The organism is Paraburkholderia haematera (genome assembly GCF_905220975.1).
Taxonomy (GTDB): domain Bacteria; phylum Pseudomonadota; class Gammaproteobacteria; order Burkholderiales; family Burkholderiaceae; genus Paraburkholderia; species Paraburkholderia haematera.
Map to the genome: position 1 here is coordinate 210,560 of NZ_CAJNBK010000006.1, position 18,264 is coordinate 228,823.

At 63.8% G+C, this 18,264-nt stretch carries 12 protein-coding genes; 5 read left to right on the forward strand and 7 right to left on the reverse strand.

The window, feature by feature from the left end:
* Positions 1-35: 35 nt before the first annotated feature.
* From glgB to KHO23_RS14085, 4 genes are all read right to left on the reverse strand, one after another.
* Entirely contained in the window at positions 36-2,246 is a 2,211-nt protein-coding gene (glgB, locus tag KHO23_RS14070) for a 1,4-alpha-glucan branching protein GlgB (RefSeq protein ID WP_211611838.1), read from the reverse strand.
* A complete protein-coding gene (gene treS / locus KHO23_RS14075; RefSeq protein ID WP_211611839.1) occupies positions 2,239-5,700 on the reverse strand; it encodes a maltose alpha-D-glucosyltransferase in 3,462 nt (1,153 codons plus the stop codon). Before treS ends, glgB begins: the two co-directional genes overlap by 8 nt.
* On the reverse strand, positions 5,697-9,155 hold the full coding sequence (locus KHO23_RS14080) for a maltotransferase domain-containing protein (RefSeq protein ID WP_211611840.1): 3,459 nt from the start codon (positions 9,153-9,155) through the stop codon (positions 5,697-5,699). Before KHO23_RS14080 ends, treS begins: the two co-directional genes overlap by 4 nt.
* 450 nt (positions 9,156-9,605) lie before the next feature.
* The gene (locus tag KHO23_RS14085) at positions 9,606-10,268 is read right to left on the reverse strand and encodes a DUF1345 domain-containing protein (RefSeq protein ID WP_211611841.1); all 663 of its coding nucleotides are present in this window, start codon (positions 10,266-10,268) and stop codon (positions 9,606-9,608) included.
* Positions 10,269-10,624: 356 nt separating this feature from the next.
* Here KHO23_RS14085 and KHO23_RS14090 point away from each other — a divergent pair, with 356 nt between their 5' ends.
* The 4 genes from KHO23_RS14090 (at position 10,625) to KHO23_RS14105 (ending at position 15,340) form a co-directional block, all read left to right on the forward strand.
* On the forward strand, positions 10,625-11,260 hold the full coding sequence (locus KHO23_RS14090) for a sugar dehydrogenase complex small subunit (protein WP_211611842.1): 636 nt from the start codon (positions 10,625-10,627) through the stop codon (positions 11,258-11,260).
* Positions 11,261-11,369: 109 nt separating this feature from the next.
* Complete coding sequence (locus tag KHO23_RS14095; protein ID WP_211611843.1) at positions 11,370-12,971, forward strand: GMC family oxidoreductase; 1,602 nt, start codon at positions 11,370-11,372, stop codon at positions 12,969-12,971.
* Between the two features lie 19 nt (positions 12,972-12,990).
* Entirely contained in the window at positions 12,991-14,454 is a 1,464-nt protein-coding gene (locus KHO23_RS14100; protein WP_211611844.1) for a cytochrome c, read from the forward strand.
* A gap of 148 nt (positions 14,455-14,602) precedes the next feature.
* A complete protein-coding gene (locus KHO23_RS14105) occupies positions 14,603-15,340 on the forward strand; it encodes a metallophosphoesterase (protein WP_211611845.1) in 738 nt (245 codons plus the stop codon).
* A 13-nt stretch (positions 15,341-15,353) separates the two neighbouring features.
* On the opposite strand, the gene KHO23_RS14110 is transcribed toward KHO23_RS14105, so the two are convergent.
* Together KHO23_RS14110 and KHO23_RS14115 are read right to left on the reverse strand one after the other, a co-directional pair.
* Positions 15,354-16,055, reverse strand: coding sequence for an RES family NAD+ phosphorylase (locus tag KHO23_RS14110; RefSeq protein WP_211611846.1), 702 nt, complete (start codon positions 16,053-16,055; stop codon positions 15,354-15,356).
* The gene (locus KHO23_RS14115; protein ID WP_328821975.1) at positions 16,052-16,489 is read right to left on the reverse strand and encodes an MbcA/ParS/Xre antitoxin family protein; all 438 of its coding nucleotides are present in this window, start codon (positions 16,487-16,489) and stop codon (positions 16,052-16,054) included. Before KHO23_RS14115 ends, KHO23_RS14110 begins: the two co-directional genes overlap by 4 nt.
* A gap of 169 nt (positions 16,490-16,658) precedes the next feature.
* Here KHO23_RS14115 and KHO23_RS14120 point away from each other — a divergent pair, with 169 nt between their 5' ends.
* The gene (locus KHO23_RS14120; protein ID WP_236066839.1) at positions 16,659-17,222 is read left to right on the forward strand and encodes a hypothetical protein; all 564 of its coding nucleotides are present in this window, start codon (positions 16,659-16,661) and stop codon (positions 17,220-17,222) included.
* A gap of 124 nt (positions 17,223-17,346) precedes the next feature.
* Here KHO23_RS14120 and KHO23_RS14125 read toward each other — a convergent pair whose 3' ends face one another.
* Positions 17,347-18,198: a LysR family transcriptional regulator gene (locus KHO23_RS14125; RefSeq protein WP_211611848.1), complete on the reverse strand. Its 852-nt coding sequence runs from the start codon at positions 18,196-18,198 to the stop codon at positions 17,347-17,349.
* Between the last annotated feature and the right edge of the window lie 66 nt (positions 18,199-18,264).

The following is an 18,264-nucleotide window of genomic DNA, read 5'->3' on the forward strand; positions in this document are numbered from 1 at the left end:
TGCGGCGAGCGCGCGCTCGCCTTACAACACATCCATCAATCCGCGCGCAAAACAATCGTTGCCAAGGGCGGCAGCGTCAGCGCCGCGGAATGCGGCCAGCCGTGGCTCGCGATCGCGTCGGTATGGATCAGCCCGCCGTTGCCCATGTTCGAGCCGCCGTACACGCTGGCATCCGTATTCAGCACCTCCACCCAGCGGCCGCCACGCGGCATGCCGATCCGGTATCCGACTCGCGGCACCGGCGTCATATTGCATACGACGACGAGCTCGCGGCCTTCGCCATCGGCGCGGCGGTAGGCGTACACGCTGTTGCCGCTGTCGTCGCCGATCAGCCATTGGAAGCCGCCCGGCTCGCTGTCGAGCCGATGGAGCGCGGGCTCCTCGTTGTACAGGCGGTTCAGGTCGCGCACGAGCTTCTGCACGCCGTGATGGTCCGGATCATCGAGCAGATGCCAGTGCGGCGACGTGTCGTGATCGAACTCGGCCATCTGGCCGAATTCGCCGCCCATGAACAGCAGCTTCTTGCCCGGATGCGTCCACATGAAACCGAAGTACGCGCGCAGATTGGCGAACTTCTGCCAGCGGTCGCCGGGCATCTTGCCGAGCAGCGAGCCTTTGCCGTGCACCACCTCGTCGTGCGAGAGCGGCAGCACGAAGCGCTCGGAATACGCGTACACCATCCCGAACGTCATCATGTGGTGATGGTATTGGCGGTGGATAGGGTCCTCTTCCATGTAGTGCAGTGTGTCGTGCATCCAGCCCATGTTCCATTTGAACTGGAAGCCGAGGCCGCCGTCTTCGACGTGCGCCGTCACGCCTGGCCACGCGGTCGATTCTTCGGCGATCGTGATCGCGCCCGGCACGCCCGGCACATAGCCGACTTCATGATTCAGCCGTTTCAGGAACGCGATCGATTCGAGGTTTTCGCGCCCGCCGTAGATATTCGGCACCCACTCACCGGGCTCGCGCGAATAGTCGCGATACAGCATCGAGGCGACCGCATCCACCCGCAGGCCGTCGACGTGATAGCGCTTCAACCAGGCCAGACCCGAAGCCACCAGGAACGCGCTCACCTCGTTGCGGCCGAGGTTGTAGATCATCGTGTTCCAGTCCTGGTGATAGCCTTCGCGCGGATCGGCGTGCTCGTAGAGCGGCGTGCCGTCGAAGTCGACGAGGCCATGCGCGTCGTTCGGAAAGTGCGCCGGCACCCAATCGAGAATCACGCCGAGGCCGGCCTCGTGCGCCTTGTCGACGAACCTGGCGAACTGCTCGGGCTTGCCGAAGCGCGCGGACGGCGCGAACTGTCCGAGCGGCTGATAGCCCCATGAACCGCCGAACGGATGCTCGGCAATCGGCATGAATTCCACATGCGTGAAGCCCATGCTTTTCACGTAAGGAATCAGCCGCTCGGCGAGCTCTTCCCAGGTGAGGCCGCGCTGACCCTCTTCAGCGACACGCAGCCATGATTCGGCATGCACTTCGTAGATCGAGATCGGCACGCGCGGGGTTTGTCTGGCGGCGCGCGACTGAATCCAGTCGTGATCGGTCCATTCAAACTGTTCGATCTCGTCGACATGCGCGACCACCGAAGCGGTGCCCGGCGGCCTTTCCGTTTGCATCGCGCATGGATCGGCCTTTAGCGGCAGCGGATGGCCGTCGCGCGAGAGCAATTCGTACTTGTAGCGCGTGCCGTGCCCCACGCGCGGCACGAACAATTCCCATACACCGGCCTGATGACGCAGCCGCATCGGATGGCGGCGGCCATCCCACGAATTGAAGTCGCCTACCACCGACACGCGCCGCGCATTCGGCGCCCATACGGCAAAGCGCACGCCTGGCACGCCGGCTATTTCCATCGGGCGTGAGCCAAGGCACTCGAGCACCGCGTACGGGTCGCCGCCGGCGAGACGACTCAACGGCTCGTCGCCGAGAACGGGGCCGAACGAATACGTGTCCTCGATTTCCTGCACGGTGCCGTGCCAGTCGATGCGCAGGCGATAGGGCGCGGCCATGGTGACACGACCGGCGAACAGCCCCGGCCTGAGTTGCTCGAGCTCGCCGAGTGTGGAGCCATCCGCGCGGGAAATCGCGGTGACGTGTGAGGCGTTGGGCAACAGCGCGCGGACCACCGGACCGGTATCCGTCTGATGCATGCCGAGTTGCGAGAAAGGATCGGGGTGTCGCGCTTCAACGAGCGCGTCGATATCGAGCGGTTGGAGGCCGGCGGCCGGATCATGCTCACTCATAGTCGCCCTCGGCCGGGTTAGGCGATGCGGAGGCGTCGCGCGCCTCAGTGGATGGATCGTGCTGCGGGCTGCCGGTGTCGCCGAGCAACCGGCTGGTGAGCGCGGCAAGGCCGCGTACCGGCAAACTGAGCCACGTCGGACGATTGGCCGCTTCGTAACGGATTTCGTACGCGGCTTTCTCGATCAGAAACAGATCGAGCAAGGCCTGTTCGGCCTCGGGCGCCACCAGCGGCACGGGCGAATCTGCGATGGCCGCACGGTATTCCGCCAGGAACGTTTCGGTGGCGTGTGCGCGGAAACGCTCGAAGAGGATGCGCTTGCGATCGGCGGTTTGCTGCGGTGCGCTCTCCATGGTGGACTGCGCCGCGGCGCTCGCATACGACAGCGAGCGCATCAAACCGGCCACGTCGCGCAACGGGCTCGACTTCTGGCGCCGTTCCTCTAACGTACGCGCCGGCTCGCCTTCGAAGTCGATCAGATACGCGTCGCCTTGCGCGACCAGCACCTGGCCCAGATGGAAGTCGCCGTGAATGCGCGAGCGCAACGCACCCGCATTGCCCGCAACCAGTTTGTCGACGGCTTGAACAAGCGCCGCACGGCGGTCGATCAGACTTTGCGCCAATGCCTTGGTGTCCGGGTCGCTCATCTGCTCGATGCGCGGCGCGAGCAGATCGAGCGCGCTGGCGAGCATGGATTGCGTACCGTCGACCCACGCCTTCACCTGTTCGGCGCTGGCGGGTTCCGGCGCGAACGCCGGGTCGTCGGAAGGCGACGCGAGCACCACGTGCAATTCACCCAGCCGCTTGCCGATGATGCCGGCGAGCGTACTGTAGCCTTCCATGAGAATCGCCTCGTTGTCGCGGTCCGGTGATTGCCCGTCCGTGTCGACGGCGATAGCGAGTTCGTCCACCGAGCGGCGCAGGTAGTCGAGCGACCAGTTCCAGGCGTCGCCCTGATTGTCGATATAGCCTTGCAGGATCGCGAGTGTGTGCGGCACGCCTTCGGGATCGACGCGCACCACTTCACCATACAGCGGCGCGGTATTCGCGTAGCCGAGCTGGGTCAAATAGCGGCTGATTTCCGCTTCCGGATGAATGCCGCTCACCAGACGCCGTACCAGTTTTAGCACGGCGGCGTCGGCAATGATCAGCGAGCTGTTGCTTTGCTCGGCCGCCAGCCAGCGTATCTCGGGCCGCTCGTCGAGATGGTCGAGTTCGGAGAAACGCTCGGTGGGTATGAACCTGATTTCACTCTTCTGCACGGTCGGAATAACAGCGCGTTCACGCAGCTTGCGCAGTACGCCATGCGCGAAGATCGGCAGGGCGAACGCGTCGGTCAGGTGGCCGACGTTGCGGCCGCGGCGAACGCGTGCCAGCGCCAGCTGAAGGAACAGCGGCGTGGTGGTTTCGCCACCCCATGTGATGGCGATCGGCACCACGTAGCGTTCGGTGTGATTGCCGACGTCTGCTTCGATTTCGGTAAATGCGAAGCCGCCGTTCGGGATCGTGGTCAGCGCGGCGAGGCGCACGGCATGCATCTTCTGATCCTTCGATGCAAACCAGCGGCGCCGGCTTAGCCAGGAAGGCAGCACTTCGGATTCAAGTAGGCGGACGTTTTCCGGCGTCGGGCCGACCTGACCCTCGCGGATCACGATCGTGACGAATTCGGGCAGCGGTTCGGAATGCGCCTGCGCCCATGTCGGACGCTGGTCGCCCGAGCACAGCATGAACCACAGGAAACCGTACGGCGGGAAGGTCAGCAGATAGGTGAGTTGACCGATCGCGGGGAACACGGAATCCGCGGTCATTTCAACCGGCACCGAGCCGTTGAACTCGGAGAGATCGAGCTCGACCGCTTGCGGCGCGCGCGACAGATTCGCCACGCACAGGATCGGCGGTTCGTCCGGGATTTCGCGCAGATACGCGAGAATCTTGCGATTTTCCGGCTTCAGGAAACGGATGGTGCCGCGTCCGAACGTTTGTTTCGCGCGGCGCGTGGAGAGCATGCGCCGGGTCCAGTTCAACAGCGAATGCGGGTCGCGGCTTTGCGCTTCGACATTGACGGCGTCGAAGCCATACAACGAACCCATCACCGGTGGCAGCACCAGTTGTTCCGGATCGGCGCGCGAGAAACCACCGTTGCGGTCCGACGACCATTGCATCGGCGTGCGTACGCCGTCACGGTCGCCGAGGTGGATGTTGTCGCCCATGCCGAGCTCGTCGCCGTAATAGATCACGGGCGTGCCGGGCATCGAGAGCAGCAGCGAATTGATTAGCTCGATGCGGCGGCGGTCGCGCTCCATCAGCGGGGCAAGGCGGCGGCGAATGCCGAGGTTCAGGCGCGCGCGGCGATCGCTCGCATACGTGTTCCATAGATAATCGCGCTCGGAATCCGTCACCATTTCGAGCGTCAGCTCGTCGTGATTGCGCAGGAAAATCGCCCACTGGTTGGTTTCCGCGAGGTCCGGTGTTTGCCGCATGATGTCGGTGATCGGGAAGCGGTCTTCGCTCGCAATCGACATATAGATGCGCGGCATCAGCGGGAAGTGGAACGCCATGTGGCATTCGTCTTCGTCGCCGAAGTATTCCTTCACGTCTTCCGGCCACTGGTTCGCCTCGGCGAGCAGCATGCGGTTCGGATACTCGGCGTCGATGGTCGCGCGGATCTTCTTCAGTACTGCGTGTGTTTCGGGCAGGTTCTCGTTGTTGGTGCCTTCGCGTTCGACCAGGTACGGCACCGCGTCGAGCCGCAGCCCGTCGATACCCATGTCGAGCCAGAAGCGCATCACCTGCAGCACTTCCTTCAGCACGGCCGGATTGTCGAAGTTCAGATCGGGCTGATGCGAATAGAAGCGGTGCCAGAAATAGGCGCCCGCGACCGGATCATGTGTCCAGTTCGACGGCTCCGAATCGATGAAGATGATCCGCGTTTCCTGGTACTTCTGATCGGTATCGGACCACACGTAGTAGTTGCGATGATTCGACCCCGGCTTCGCGCGGCGGGCGCGCTGAAACCACGGGTGCTGATCCGACGTGTGGTTGATCACCAGCTCCGTAATCACGCGAATACCGCGTGCGTGCGCTTCCTGAATGAAGCGCTTCACGTCGGCAAGCTGGCCGTAGTCCGGATGCACATTGCGATAGTCGGCGATGTCGTAGCCGTCGTCGCGACGCGGCGAGGGATAGAACGGCAGCAGCCAGATCGCATTCACGCCAAGCTCGGCGATGTAATCGAGCTTCGCGATCAAGCCGGGGAAATCGCCCACACCGTCGTTGTTCGCGTCGAAGAACGACTTGATGTGCACCTGATAAATGATCGCGTCTTTGTACCAGAGCGGATCGTCGCTCAAGGCGGCGGGCTTGCCGCGCCGATGCGAGCGCGCTTTGACGGCGCTACCGGCGGCTGCGCCCGTATGGGCCTGCGACGTGGTTTGGGCTGGATCGTCACGCTTCATGTCGCACCTTCCGCTTCAGTGAAGATTGGGTTGCCGGCGTGGTCTGCGTGATAGTCGCTGTCGGCATCGTCCGGGCGGTCGGCGGGCAGGCCGCCGAGCGGCGCGATCCGCCAGATCGAAAACGGCTGCCCCGAACCGAGCCGGACGTGCTGCCAGCGGCCGTGCCACTCGAAACGCGCACCGGTCATCTGATCGGTCACTTCCAGCGCGCCATGGTCGTGCAGATTCCATCGTCTGAAAGTGTCCCACGACAATTCGATGTCCGCGCCCTGTTCGTTGAACGGGTCGAGATTGATCGCCACCAGGATGACGTTGTCGCGAGCGTCGGTCGCTTTTTCGAAGAACAGGATGTTGTCGTTGTGCGCGGTGAGGAACGTGAGGCCAAGATGCGTTTGCAAGGCCGGGTTGGCGCGGCGAATCCGGTTCAATGCACTGATCTCGCCCACGATATTGCCTGGCCGGTTCCAGTCCCACGCGCGCAGTTGATACTTTTCGGAGTCGAGATATTCCTCGCTGTTCGGCAACGCGGCGGCCTCGCACAATTCGAAACCGCTATACACGCCCCATAAACCGGCGAGCGTGGAGGCGAGCGCCGCTCGAATCAGAAACCCCGAACGCCCCGATGACTGCAAATGCCGCGGGTTGATGTCCGGCGTATTGACGAAGAAGTTCGGCCGGTAGAAATCACGCGCGCCGGTTTGCGTGAGTTCGGTCATGTACTCGATGAAATCGCGCTTGGACTCGCGCCACGTGAAATACGTGTACGACTGTGAGAACCCGATCTTGCCGAGGCGGTTCATCATGCGCGGCCGCGTGAAGGCTTCGGCCAGGAAGATCGTGTCGGGGTAGCGCGAGCGCACGTCGTCGATGACCCATTCCCAGAACGGCAGCGGCTTGGTGTGCGGATTGTCCACCCGGAAAATATGCACGCCGGCTTCGATCCAGAACAGGAAGACGTCGCGCAGCGCGAGCCACAAAGCGGGCTTGGCGTCGTGCGCATAGAAGTCGGGATTGACGATGTCCTGATACTTCTTCGGTGGATTTTCCGCGTAACGCAGCGTGCCGTCCGGACGCCAGGCGAACCACGTCGGATGGTCCTTCAGCCACGGGTGATCCGGCGAGCACTGGATCGCGAAGTCGAGCGCGATTTCGAGGCCGTGCGCGTGGGCGGCGGCCAGCATCTGCCTGAAGTCGTCGAGCGTGCCGAGTTCGGGATGCACGGCCGTGTGGCCGCCTTCGGCTGCGCCGATCGCATAGGGGCTGCCGACATCTCCCGGCTGCGCGTTCAGCGTGTTGTTGCGGCCTTTGCGGTTCGCTAGGCCGATCGGGTGGATCGGCGGGAAGTACAGCACGTCGAAACCCATGTCGCGGATGCGTGGCAGTTTCGTGACGACGTCGGCGAAGGTGCCGTGACGCGATTCGTCGTCGCTCATCGAACGCGGGAAGATCTCGTACCAGCTGGCAAAACGCGCGGCGGTCCGTTCGGCGTCGATTTTGTAGACGATCGGATCGCGGCTCAGGAACGGGCGATGGCGCGCGGCGCGCATCGCCTCCGCGGTGGCCGGTTCGAGCAGCAGCGCGAGCTTCGTTCCGGCGTCGGCCTTGGTGAAGCGTTTGACGATGTCTTCGAGCGACTTCGTCACCGTACCTTCCGAGCCCTCGGCGGTTTCCACTTCGGCGAGCACCAAAGCGAATAGATGCGCGGCTTCGTCGAGTTCGAGTTCGACGGTTTGGCCTGCTTTCAGCTTCTTCTCGATATGCTCGACCAGCGACGCAAAGTCGTCGCGCCATGCAATGACCGTGAATTCGTGACGGCCGAGGCGCTCCAGCGGAATGCGCGCTCTCCAGATATCGAGGCCGGCCGGCGGGGCCGGGCTCATCGGGACTTCGTGCCAGGCGGTTTCGTCCGCGGCGCGCCAGACAATGGCGGCGGCGATCTTGTCGTGGCCTTCCGCGAAGATCGCTGCGGTGATTTCGGCGTGCTCGCCCACCGTGCGCTTGGCGGGGAAGCGTCCATTGTCGACCGAGGGTGTCACGCTCTCGATCGCCACGCGCGGCGCGGCGATCGCTTCGAGCACGGTCTTGTGGCCGCTGTGCTTGCTGTTCGCCTTGTCGATCGGCGGCGCGAGACGGATCGGTTGATCGGCAACCCCGCGGAACCAACGGACCGCGCCGGGGGCGAGGGTGAAGGGCGTCAACCCGGCGGGCGTGGCATGCCCGGGCGCGTCGAGCGGGACGAAACGCGTGACATTGCCCGGCACGCCTGCGAGGAAGCGGGCCGGATCGACGCGCACAGGCGCGCCCAGTTCTGGATTGATGGCGATCAGGATGGCTTCGCCGGCGTCGCGCAGATCGGGCGTGTCGGCGCGCAGCAACACCGCAGCGGGCGCGCCGGGCCCGCTTAGCGGGCGCAATTCGCCGTTGGCGTGCAGCGTGGTCGTATTGCGCACCATCTCGTTCGCATGGCTGATCCGTTCCGAGAGATCGAAGGGTTTCGCCTGGCAGGCGCGGGCGAACTGCGCCGCATCGCCGCGTGTCTGTGACATCGGCTCGGCGATGCCGTACTCGAAGCCCATCGGCATCATCCAGCCGGTACCGGTCGACGCCGATGCGAGCAGCGCGCGCCGGTAGGCCCGCTCGACGATGGCGGCGTCGTGCGCATCGCTGAGATCGGCGGCGAGGCGGGTGCCGTAAGGCGCTTCGGGAAAGGCGATAGGGGGGGCGATACGAGCGAGCGCGGCATGCTCTTCCACCATCCAGCTGGCGCGGAAGTCCCACCAGCGCACCGACGAGAACACGCTGTCGAAGCCCGCGCCGTCGAGGCTGAGCAGATCGCCACGGGCGAGACCCGGCGTGGCGGCGAGGAAGCGCACATCGGGATGCTTTGCGCGAACCGCGTCGCCGAGTTGCCGCCAAACGGCGGCCGGCACGCGATGCGGCGAATCGAACCGGAAGCCGCCGACCCCCGCGCCGGCCAGTGCCAGCAGTTGCTGTGTCCACCAGCCGACCAGCGCCGCGCGGCTGCCTGCGTCGTTGAAGTTGGCATACGCGACGTTGTCTTCGTGATGCACATGGCGTGGATCGAGCCGCGCCTCGTCAGACTCGAATGAGTGGAACCAGCCGGTATGATCGGCGTACAACGCGCCATCGGCGGCCATCCGGTCGATCACCAGATCGACCAGCAAGGTCAGGCCGCTCTGACGGGCGGCCTGTGCCAGCGAGCGGATCGCCTCCGTGGCCGGTTGCGGAGTCTCGAACACCGGATGCAGCCGGCCATGGTTGCCGACCACCTGCCCGTGACCCGCCCGGCCAGGCTCGAAGACGCCGCCGATCAGTGCGTGATCGAAGCCCAGTCCGGCTGCATGAGCGAACTGCGCAGGCCATGCATTGAGCGGCCCGACGAGAAGTGAATGAAAAAAATAAATCCGTGGCGCGTACCCGTTTGGAGATTCCATCGGTCGTTTCCAGATTCGTCCTGCTGCGGTGTGGATGCAATGGACATGCGATCACAGCGCTCATTGGGCTTCCAGAGCCGGATACCGCGCGACGCGTGAAGCCAGGGCGCGTACTGGTCAATGTAGTGCAAAGATCGTCACGCCGCTGGCCAGTTGAGGGTGCTTTGACGCCAGACGTCGATGGCACGAGGCCGGCCAGCACTATTCGCAGGACGCAGCAAACGTTGTGCCAGTTGTGCCAGTGCGCTTTGGATTGAAGCGATGAGGAGGGGGAAGAGCGCCCTGCGGGAAGGGCTGAGGGAGGAAGGGCGGCGGGACGCCGAAGGCGGAGTTGCCCGTGAGCGCGGACGGCCCGCGTGTAAAACGGGCGGGCGTCGTCCGGCTTTTACACGGGGCGCAGAAAGGGCGGAGGGGCTACCGCAAAAAAACGACGTGGCTGGCTTGACGAGGTCAAGAGCCGAGCAAGCCCGCTGCGATGTTCACGCACAAGCCGAGCACGGCGACATTGAAGTAGAACGACAGGATCGACTGCGCGAGCGCCGCGCGGCGAATCGACCGCGAGCGCAGCACCACGTCTGAGGTTTGTGAGGCCACCGCAATGGTGAACGAGAAGTACAGGAAGTCCCAGTAGTTCGGCTGCAGCTTGTGGTCGGGAAACAGCAGGGCGGTCTCCGTTGCATCTGCGTCGTAGTAAAGGCGTGCGTAGTGCGACGTGAAAATGGTCGGGATCATGAACCATGCGCCGAACATCGTGAGGCCGGTCAACAGGTAGTGCCATGCGGTCGAGGCGCCGGCTGTGCCCTTCGCCGAGGCCAGTTCGAGCACGATCGCGGCAATACTGGCGATCGTCGCGATGCAGATCACGACCAGCACCACGCCCGCGTTTTCATCGTCGCGCCGCGCGAATTCGCGGACATGGCCTTCGTCGGCGGCGGCCATGTGTATCCAGATCAGCACGAGATAGCTCCACACCGCGGCATCCCAGCCGGCCAGAACACGCACCATGGGGCGCATGTGTTCGGGGAGCACCAGCGCGGCCACGAGACCGATGGCGAGGCCGATCAGCATGCGTGGTCGATTGCGAAGAACCTGCGGATAATATTTTGTGAGCATGAGATCTGGAGTGGAGGGCCGTCTGTGTCGCGGATTCTACTCGCGCATCGGGCGCCATTTGTCGAATGGGGGAATCACAGGCTATAGTCTTTCGCAACGGCCTTGCGCGCCGCTTTCAGTTGAAAGGCGATTGGCAGGCGGCACGCAGACGCTGTTTCACAAGGCTGTCATCAGCACAACGTAATGCGGCTTGCATCGGAATCATGCAGCCACACAAGACCGCTCAAGCGGCGCCAGACCAGGTTTGGGGTAGAGCAATCGACGTAATGCGCAATGTAACGCGCGAGCGGTATCGCGGCCGCGGCCGTGTTACCCGTTGAGAATGACTCACGATCGACTCACCATCTGGAGTCCCCATGACAGATGTTCCTGAGAACAATGACGCGCACCACGAAGTGACGCACCCGGCCGGGCTTTCGTCGTCAATGTCGTCTTCGCAGCCCCTTTCGCTTCAAGCTTCGCGTTCGTTTTCGTTCTCGGCCCCGCGCAGAGCATGGGTGCTCGGCGCATGCGCCACCGCCGCCGCGCTGGCATTTGCCGGCGCGGGCCGCTCGCTCTCGTGGATCGCTCCGGCGTTCGCCGATGCGCCCGCCGGCGGCGGACTCGATGCCTTCCTCGCGCTCTCGCAACGTCTGACCGGTCGCACGGGCTTCGACACCGTGCTCGGCAAACGTGTCTACGATGCCCTCGCCAAATCCGACAGCCAGTTCTCGCAGAACGTCGCCGCGCTCAACACGTGGTTGCAAGGTCATGGCGGTGTGCCGTCCGATACGGTCACGCAGGCATTACAGGCCGATCAGCCGGCGCTCGCCAAGTCCGTCGGCGCGATCATGCGCGCGTGGTATCTCGGTCTCGTGGGCGACATGCCGCATGTGGACGTGGTCGCTTATGAAAAAGCGCTGATGTTCGAGCCGGTCAAGGACGTGCTGACGATTCCGTCCTATTGCCGCGACGTGCCGTTCTATTGGACGCAGAAACCGGTAAGCGCCTGAACGACGTTCCTCGCGCGCGTGCCGTACCGTCATATCGCCTGATTGAGCCGTTCGACGAAACACCGGCACGCGTGCCCAGCAAGCAACGATAAGCCAGCAGAGGGCAACAATGGCAAACTCAAATTCCGCCGACATCGTCGTGGTCGGGTCGGGCGTGGCAGGTGGGCTGGTTGCACATCAGATGGCGCTGGCCGGCGCGTCGGTGATTCTGCTCGAGGCCGGGCCGCGCATTCCACGCTGGCAGATCGTCGAGAACTTTCGCAACTCGCCGGTCAAGTCCGACTTCGCGACGCCGTATCCCTCCACGGCGTACGCGCCGCATCCCGAGTACGCGCCCGCCAACAATTACCTGATCCAGAAGGGTGACTATCCGTACAACTCGCAGTATGTGCGGCTGGTCGGCGGCACGACGTGGCACTGGGCGGCCGCTGCGTGGCGGCTGTTGCCGTCCGACTTCCAGTTGCACAAGCTGTATGGCGTGGGACGCGATTGGCCTTATCCGTATGAAACGCTGGAGCCGTGGTATCTGGCGGCTGAAACGCAACTGGGCGTTTCCGGGCCGGACAGCACGGTCGATCTCGGTTCGCCGCGCTCCAAGCCTTATCCGATGAGCGCGTTGCCGCTGTCGTACATGGATCAGCGCTTTAGCGACGTGCTCAACGCACAGGGCTTCAAGGTGGTGCCCGAGCCGGTCGCGCGTAACAGCCGTCCGTACGATGCGCGGCCCACCTGCTGCGGCAACAACAACTGCATGCCGATCTGTCCGATCGCCGCGATGTACAACGGCGTGGTGCATGCGGAGAAGGCCGAGCAGGCCGGCGCGAAGCTGATTCCCGAAGCGGTCGTGTACCGCGTCGAAGCGGACAACAAAGGGCTTATCACGGCAGTCCACTACAAGGACCCGAACGGCAACAGCACGCGCGTGACCGGCAAGCTGTTCGTGCTCGCCGCGAACGGTATCGAAACGCCGAAGCTGATGCTGATGTCGAGCTCCGACAAATTCCCGCACGGCATCGGCAATAGCTCCGACCAGGTGGGCCGCAACCTGATGGACCATCCGGGCACGGGCGTCACCTTCCTCGCCAATGAGCCGCTGTGGCCCGGACGCGGGCCCATGGAAATGACCTCGATCGTCAACTTCCGCGACGGCGCGTTCCGCTCCGATTACGCCGCGAAAAAGCTGCATCTTTCGAACGGCGTGCCGACCATGGGCGTGACCGCCGATCTGCTGAAAAAAGGCCTCACCGGCGCCGAGCTCGACCGCCAGATTCGCGATCGCGCGGCACGCACGCTGAACATCAACAGCTTTCACGAGCATCTCGCGGAGCCGCAGAACCGTGTGGTGCCCTCGGCGGATCACAAGGATGCGCTCGGCATTCCGCAGCCCGAGATCTACTACTCGATCAACGACTACGTGAAGAAGAGCGCGGCCAACACGCATGAAGTGTATGCGCAGATCGCCGCGCTGTTCGGCGGCGCCGAGGTCTCGTTCGACGATACGTTCGCGCCGAACAATCACATCATGGGTACCACGATCATGGGCAGCGATCCTGGAGATTCGGTCGTCGACGCGGACTGCCGCACGCACGATCACTCGAATCTGTTCATCGCCAGCAGCGGTGTGATGCCGACTGCGGCCTCCGTGAATTGCACGCTGACGATCGCGGCCTTGTCGCTGAAACTGGCGGACAAGCTCAAGCGTGAAATCTGAGCCTGAACGGAGAGCCACAATGACGAAGAAAACCTCTCGCGTGCAGCCGGCCGATGCGCCGGTCCAGGGCGCGCCTCGTCGTCGCCTCCGGGTGACCGCGCTGGCGGCCGTCTTTTCGCTGTTTGCGCTGTATGTCGCCTGGCACGAAGCGCATGGGCCGACTGCGCGGCATAACGACGAGCTGCCGATCACGCAGGCCCGCGCGGACGACGCCTCGCAATCGGCCGATACAGCGGCCAATGCGGCGGCCACGCCAACGGCGGTAGCCGGCAGCGAACTCGTGAAACGCGGTGAATACCTCGCGCGCGCCGGCGATTGTGTTGCCTGCCACACGGCCGACAAGACACGCCCGTTCGCGGGCGGCCTGCCGATCAACACGCCGTTCGGCACGATCGTGACGCCGAACATCACGCCCGATCCAGACACCGGCATCGGCAAATGGAGCGACGCCGATTTTCTGCGCGCGATGCATGAAGGCATCGGCAAGAGCGGCGAGCGGCTGTATCCGGCCTTCCCCTATGCGGAATACACCAAGGTCACCGATCAGGACGTGCTCGCCATTCGCGCGTATCTGAACACGCTGACGCCGATCCACTACGCACCGCCGAGCAATACCCTGAAATTCCCCTTCAACCTGCGCTGGCTGATGGTGTTCTGGAATCTGTTCAATTTCGACGAAGGCCGTTTCGTCCCCGACCCGAAGCAAAGCGCCGAGTGGAATCGTGGCGCGTATCTGGTGGTAGGTCTCGCGCATTGCGAGGAGTGTCATACGCCGCGCAATTTCATGCAGGGCTTGAAGACAAGTTCGCGCTTCTCCGGCGCGGTACAGGCCGGCTGGCATGCGTACAACATCACGCCGGACAAGAACAGCGGCGTGGGCAACTGGAGCGACGACGAACTGGCCGCGTATCTGTCGACCGGCGTGTCGACCGGCGTGTCGACCGGCGCAGCGCCGGGCCGCGCCAACGCGGCGGGCCCAATGGCCGAGGTGGTAACCGACAGCACGCAGTATCTGACGCACGAGGACGTTGGCTCGATCGTCACGTATCTGCGCTCGGTGCCGCCGATCAACGGCGGCGAATCGCGTCCGCGCGACCAGTGGGGCAATCCCGCCGTCGACGACGTCACTGCGATGCGCGGCACCACGATCAATTCGGTGAACGGTGCGCAACTGTTCATCGCCAATTGCGCGACGTGCCATAACTGGACCGGTCAGGGCGTTGGCGCAAGTGCGGCGGGCGCGTATCCGTCGCTGATCCACAACTCGGCGGTTGGTGCGAGCGACGCCAACAATCTGGCGATGGTGATCCTGCACGGCGTGAGTCGTACGACAAAACAGGCTGACGTGCTGATGCCCGCATTCGGCACCCAGCTCACCGACGATCAGGTGGCGGCTATCACGAATTACGTGACCAAACAGTTCGGCAATCCACAGTCTACAGTGACGGTGGACCAGGTCGCCAAGCTGCGCGCGCAGCAATAATGACTGTGTCGACGGGGCGTTTCCCGGTAACTTCTGCTGGAGATATGCCGTTTTTGCGTTGTTTCTACGTAATTCCGTCGGTGCGGAGCGCCCGGAAAAGATCGGCAACGCGCATACGCGTTTGCGGATGCCGAACTATCATGAGCGAATGGCTTCCGTACTCGTTAACTCCGTCCAGCATCATCCGGCCAATCGGAGCGGCCGCGACTTTGTCGTAGGCGATTTGCATGGCTGTGTCGATGCGTTGCGCTATCTGCTGCGCGATGTCGCGTTCGACCCTGCGCGCGACCGGCTTTTTTCGGTCGGCGATCTGGTGGACCGCGGCGAACATTCCGAGGAGGCGTTGACCCTGCTCGACAAGCCGTGGTTTCACGCGGTGCTCGGCAATCACGAAGACACTTTGTGCGCGGTCGTCGACGGGCGCTTGCGGCGCCAATGGTGGTATGGAATCGGCGGCATATGGGCGGCGAATGTGTCCGACGAACGCTTGCAGGACTACGCCGAACGTCTGCGCACGCTGCCGCTCGTGCGTGTGGTCGGCAGCGGCAAGGAGCGCTTCAATATTCTGCACGCCGAATTCTTCGGCACGGACGCCGAGCTCGACGCCGGCAATTTTTCCGACGAAACGCGCCAGCGGTTGCTGTGGGGGCGCGATCTGGCCTTGGGCAATGGCGATCCGCAGCGGCAGCGCGGCCTTTCGCTGACCTATTGCGGCCATACGCCGATGCGTGACATCCAGCAGATCGGTTCGCAGATTTTCATCGACACCGGCGCGTTCGGGCCTGGCGGCAAGCTGACGATCGTTGAGCCCCGCGCGTTGCTGCGCTGGTCGATTACGGTTGAGGCGGCGCGGGAGAGCGGGGCGGCGGCGCTCGCGCTGCCCTGATTGTTTCTACTTGTTAGCCTACCTGATTGAGCTCGAACACGATGTCGATGCTCGTGCCGTTCCAGTTGTATTCCAGATACGCGGCGTGATGGCAGTCGTGCAGCAGCGTGGTTCTGAACGCGGCGAGGCACTCGCCTTCGTCATCCCGCACCGACGGATACACAATGCCCGGCGCACCAGCCTCGCGCACGGCATGGCCGAGCGATTGTCCGGCGAGATAGTCGTTGGGCGACAGCACCGCGAGATCGAGCGAACCGTCGCCGCGAATATCGACCACGTTGCCTTGCGCCACCACGGTGTAAAGCCGCATCTGCTGCCGCATGGGCGGCTCGGCGGTTGCTTCCAGAAATTTTCCTGTGTGATAGCGCGTCTCGGCGATAGCGGTTGCGCGCGAACGGGCGCAATAGAACACGCCGTACGTGCCGTCCGAGAAGCGGCTGCCGAGCGGATTCAGGTGCGTCAACGCCGCCATGATCGGTCCGTATCCCGGGCCGAAACGGCGCTCTTCGCGTGGCACGAGATCGAGTTCGCCGACTTCGGTGCGCAAGCGGTCGTTGGTCATTGCTTCGAGCGCGTAGAGGGCGTCGAAATCTTCAGGCGATGCGACCCGGTCGAACAGATTGACGGCCGGAAAGCGCGTCGGAATCACGCGATACGCGGGCGACCAGTCGAGCGGCGCGCTGCGCCAGCGGTCCTGCCAATGCGGTTGTGTCACGCCCAGCCGCCTCGCATCGCGTCGAGATACTGGCGCACGGCCACGAGGTCGCTAATATTGCCGGCCAGCATGCGGTCTAGCGCGCGGCGGCCGCCGAACGGCGCTGCGCTGTTGGGGCGCTTGATCCAGGTGTCGGCGGCGCTGGGTTGCGGCAGCAGGATTTGCAGCGCCTTGTAGATGCCGAGCAGCAGCGACAGGCGTTCCAGCGTGTCGCGCCCGAGACGGGCTGTTGCCGGGGCGGCTTTCCATTTGAAGTAGGTGGAGCGGCCCGGCGAGCCAAGCAACACGATCTGCTCTTCGGCGCTCAAGTCCCAGTCTCGCGCGATGTTGAAGAAGGCGCGCAGGCCCGCCGCCGACATTTCCGTGAGCGTGGGTTCCGAAACCGGGCGGCGGATCGGCGGTTCGGGCTGGGTGGCGCGGGCAGCGTGAGCCATGATCGGGTGAGTCCTTATCTGTACTTGAAGTTTATATTAGTCTATAAATGGATTTTTGCAAGAGAATATAATCCTGGCTCGTTATGAAGCCGAAAATCAGGAGAAGCAGGAGATGTGGGTTCGAGCAGTAGCAACAGCAGTTGCAGTGTGGTGTGTGTCTGGTGTGGCAATGGCTGCCGGTTATGCGGAAGTGTGGAATCCGCCCGAGTCGAGCGGGCATGCGGCGAAGCATGTAAAGAAAACGGGTGCCAATACGGGTGCTAATGCGGGTGCCCCCAAGGTTAAGTCTGCCGCTGGCGCGAAGGCGGGTTCGAAGCATGCGGCGAATGCCCAGCATGGCACGCAGCGGGTCGCGTCGGCGTCAAAGAACGGCGGCAGGCCGGCGGCGCATGGCAGCGTGAAGAAAGTTGCGGCAAGCAAGCCTACCCACGGCGGCGTGGTCAAGAGTTCGGGCAAGCCTAAGTCGAAGGCAGTTGTGGTGGTGCAAGGTAAAAAGCCGCAGGCACATATTGCCCAGGCGAAACCGGGTCAAGCCAGGATCATGCACGCTAACCTGGTTCAGGGTCATACAGCACCTCCCCACGTGGTCACGGTGGCGGCGAAAACCGGCGCGGCCAAGCCGGCTGTTGTCCATACGAGCGCGCCTGCCAAGGCTGCAAATGTAACGACGAGTCCCGCGGCCGCCAATCCCGCTACAGCCAGCAGCGGTTCGTTGCCGCCGATCCTCCACTAGGCTCAGGTCAGGGCGGCGCGTGATTGGGGGTGATAGACCTCAAGCAGCCTTTCGCGGACGGCCGCCTTTCTTGCCGTTCTCGCGGGCAGCCGCCTGGGTTTTTATGATGAAGCGTCCGAATGCCTCAGGCGCTTGCCAACCCATTCGTCACCAACCGCAACGTCTCCATCGACCGTTTATCCCGCACCCGCGAATGCAGCGTTACGCGCGATTCCGGCAGTTGAGGCAGACCCAGCCGGGCACCGACATCCACCAACCCTCGCGGCGCCACTCTGCGCGCCAGCGGCGACACGGCGAGACCGGCCGCGACCGCTGCGCCGACCGCCGCCACGCCGCCGCCAACGAACACTTCCTGCCAGGCAATCCCCGCCTGATTCAGCGTGTGCAGCGCGACGTCGCGCACGTTGCACGGCGGACTCAGCAGCGCCAACGCCAACGGCTCGCCGACGCGCGGCAACCATTCCGGCGTAGCAAGCCAGCCAAGCGGCTCGCTGAACAGCGCTTGCGCGTCGTCACGCGCCGGCTCGTCGGCGCCATAGCGAACGATCACCGCGTCGAGGCGCCGTTCGTCGAATTGCGCGAGCAGCGCCGCCGACGTGCCCATATGCAGTTCGACCACCAGACCCGGATCGTGCGCATTGAGCCGCGCAAGCAACTGCGGCAAGTTCGTACCCGCGACATGCTCGCTTAGCCCCAGCGTGAGTCGCCGGCGCTCCACCGACAGGGCACCCAGCGCTCGCTCATGTGCATTCAGCAGATCGCGGGCCGCGCCAAGGAACGCGTTGCCGTCCGCGGAAAGACGCACGACGCGCGGCGTGCGTTCCATCAACTGCTTGCCGAGGTGCGCCTCCAGCCGCTTGAGCTTCAGGCTGACAGCCGATTGCGTGGTGCCGAGCGCGTCGGCGGCTCGCGTGAAGCTGTGCAGATCGGCGACCAGCACGAAGGCGCGCACGGCATCGAGGTCGAGGACTTTCATTTCAGTTGAATATAGATGAAATAGCCAATGATGGCTGTTCATTATGACTGAGCGCGCCTAAGCTGT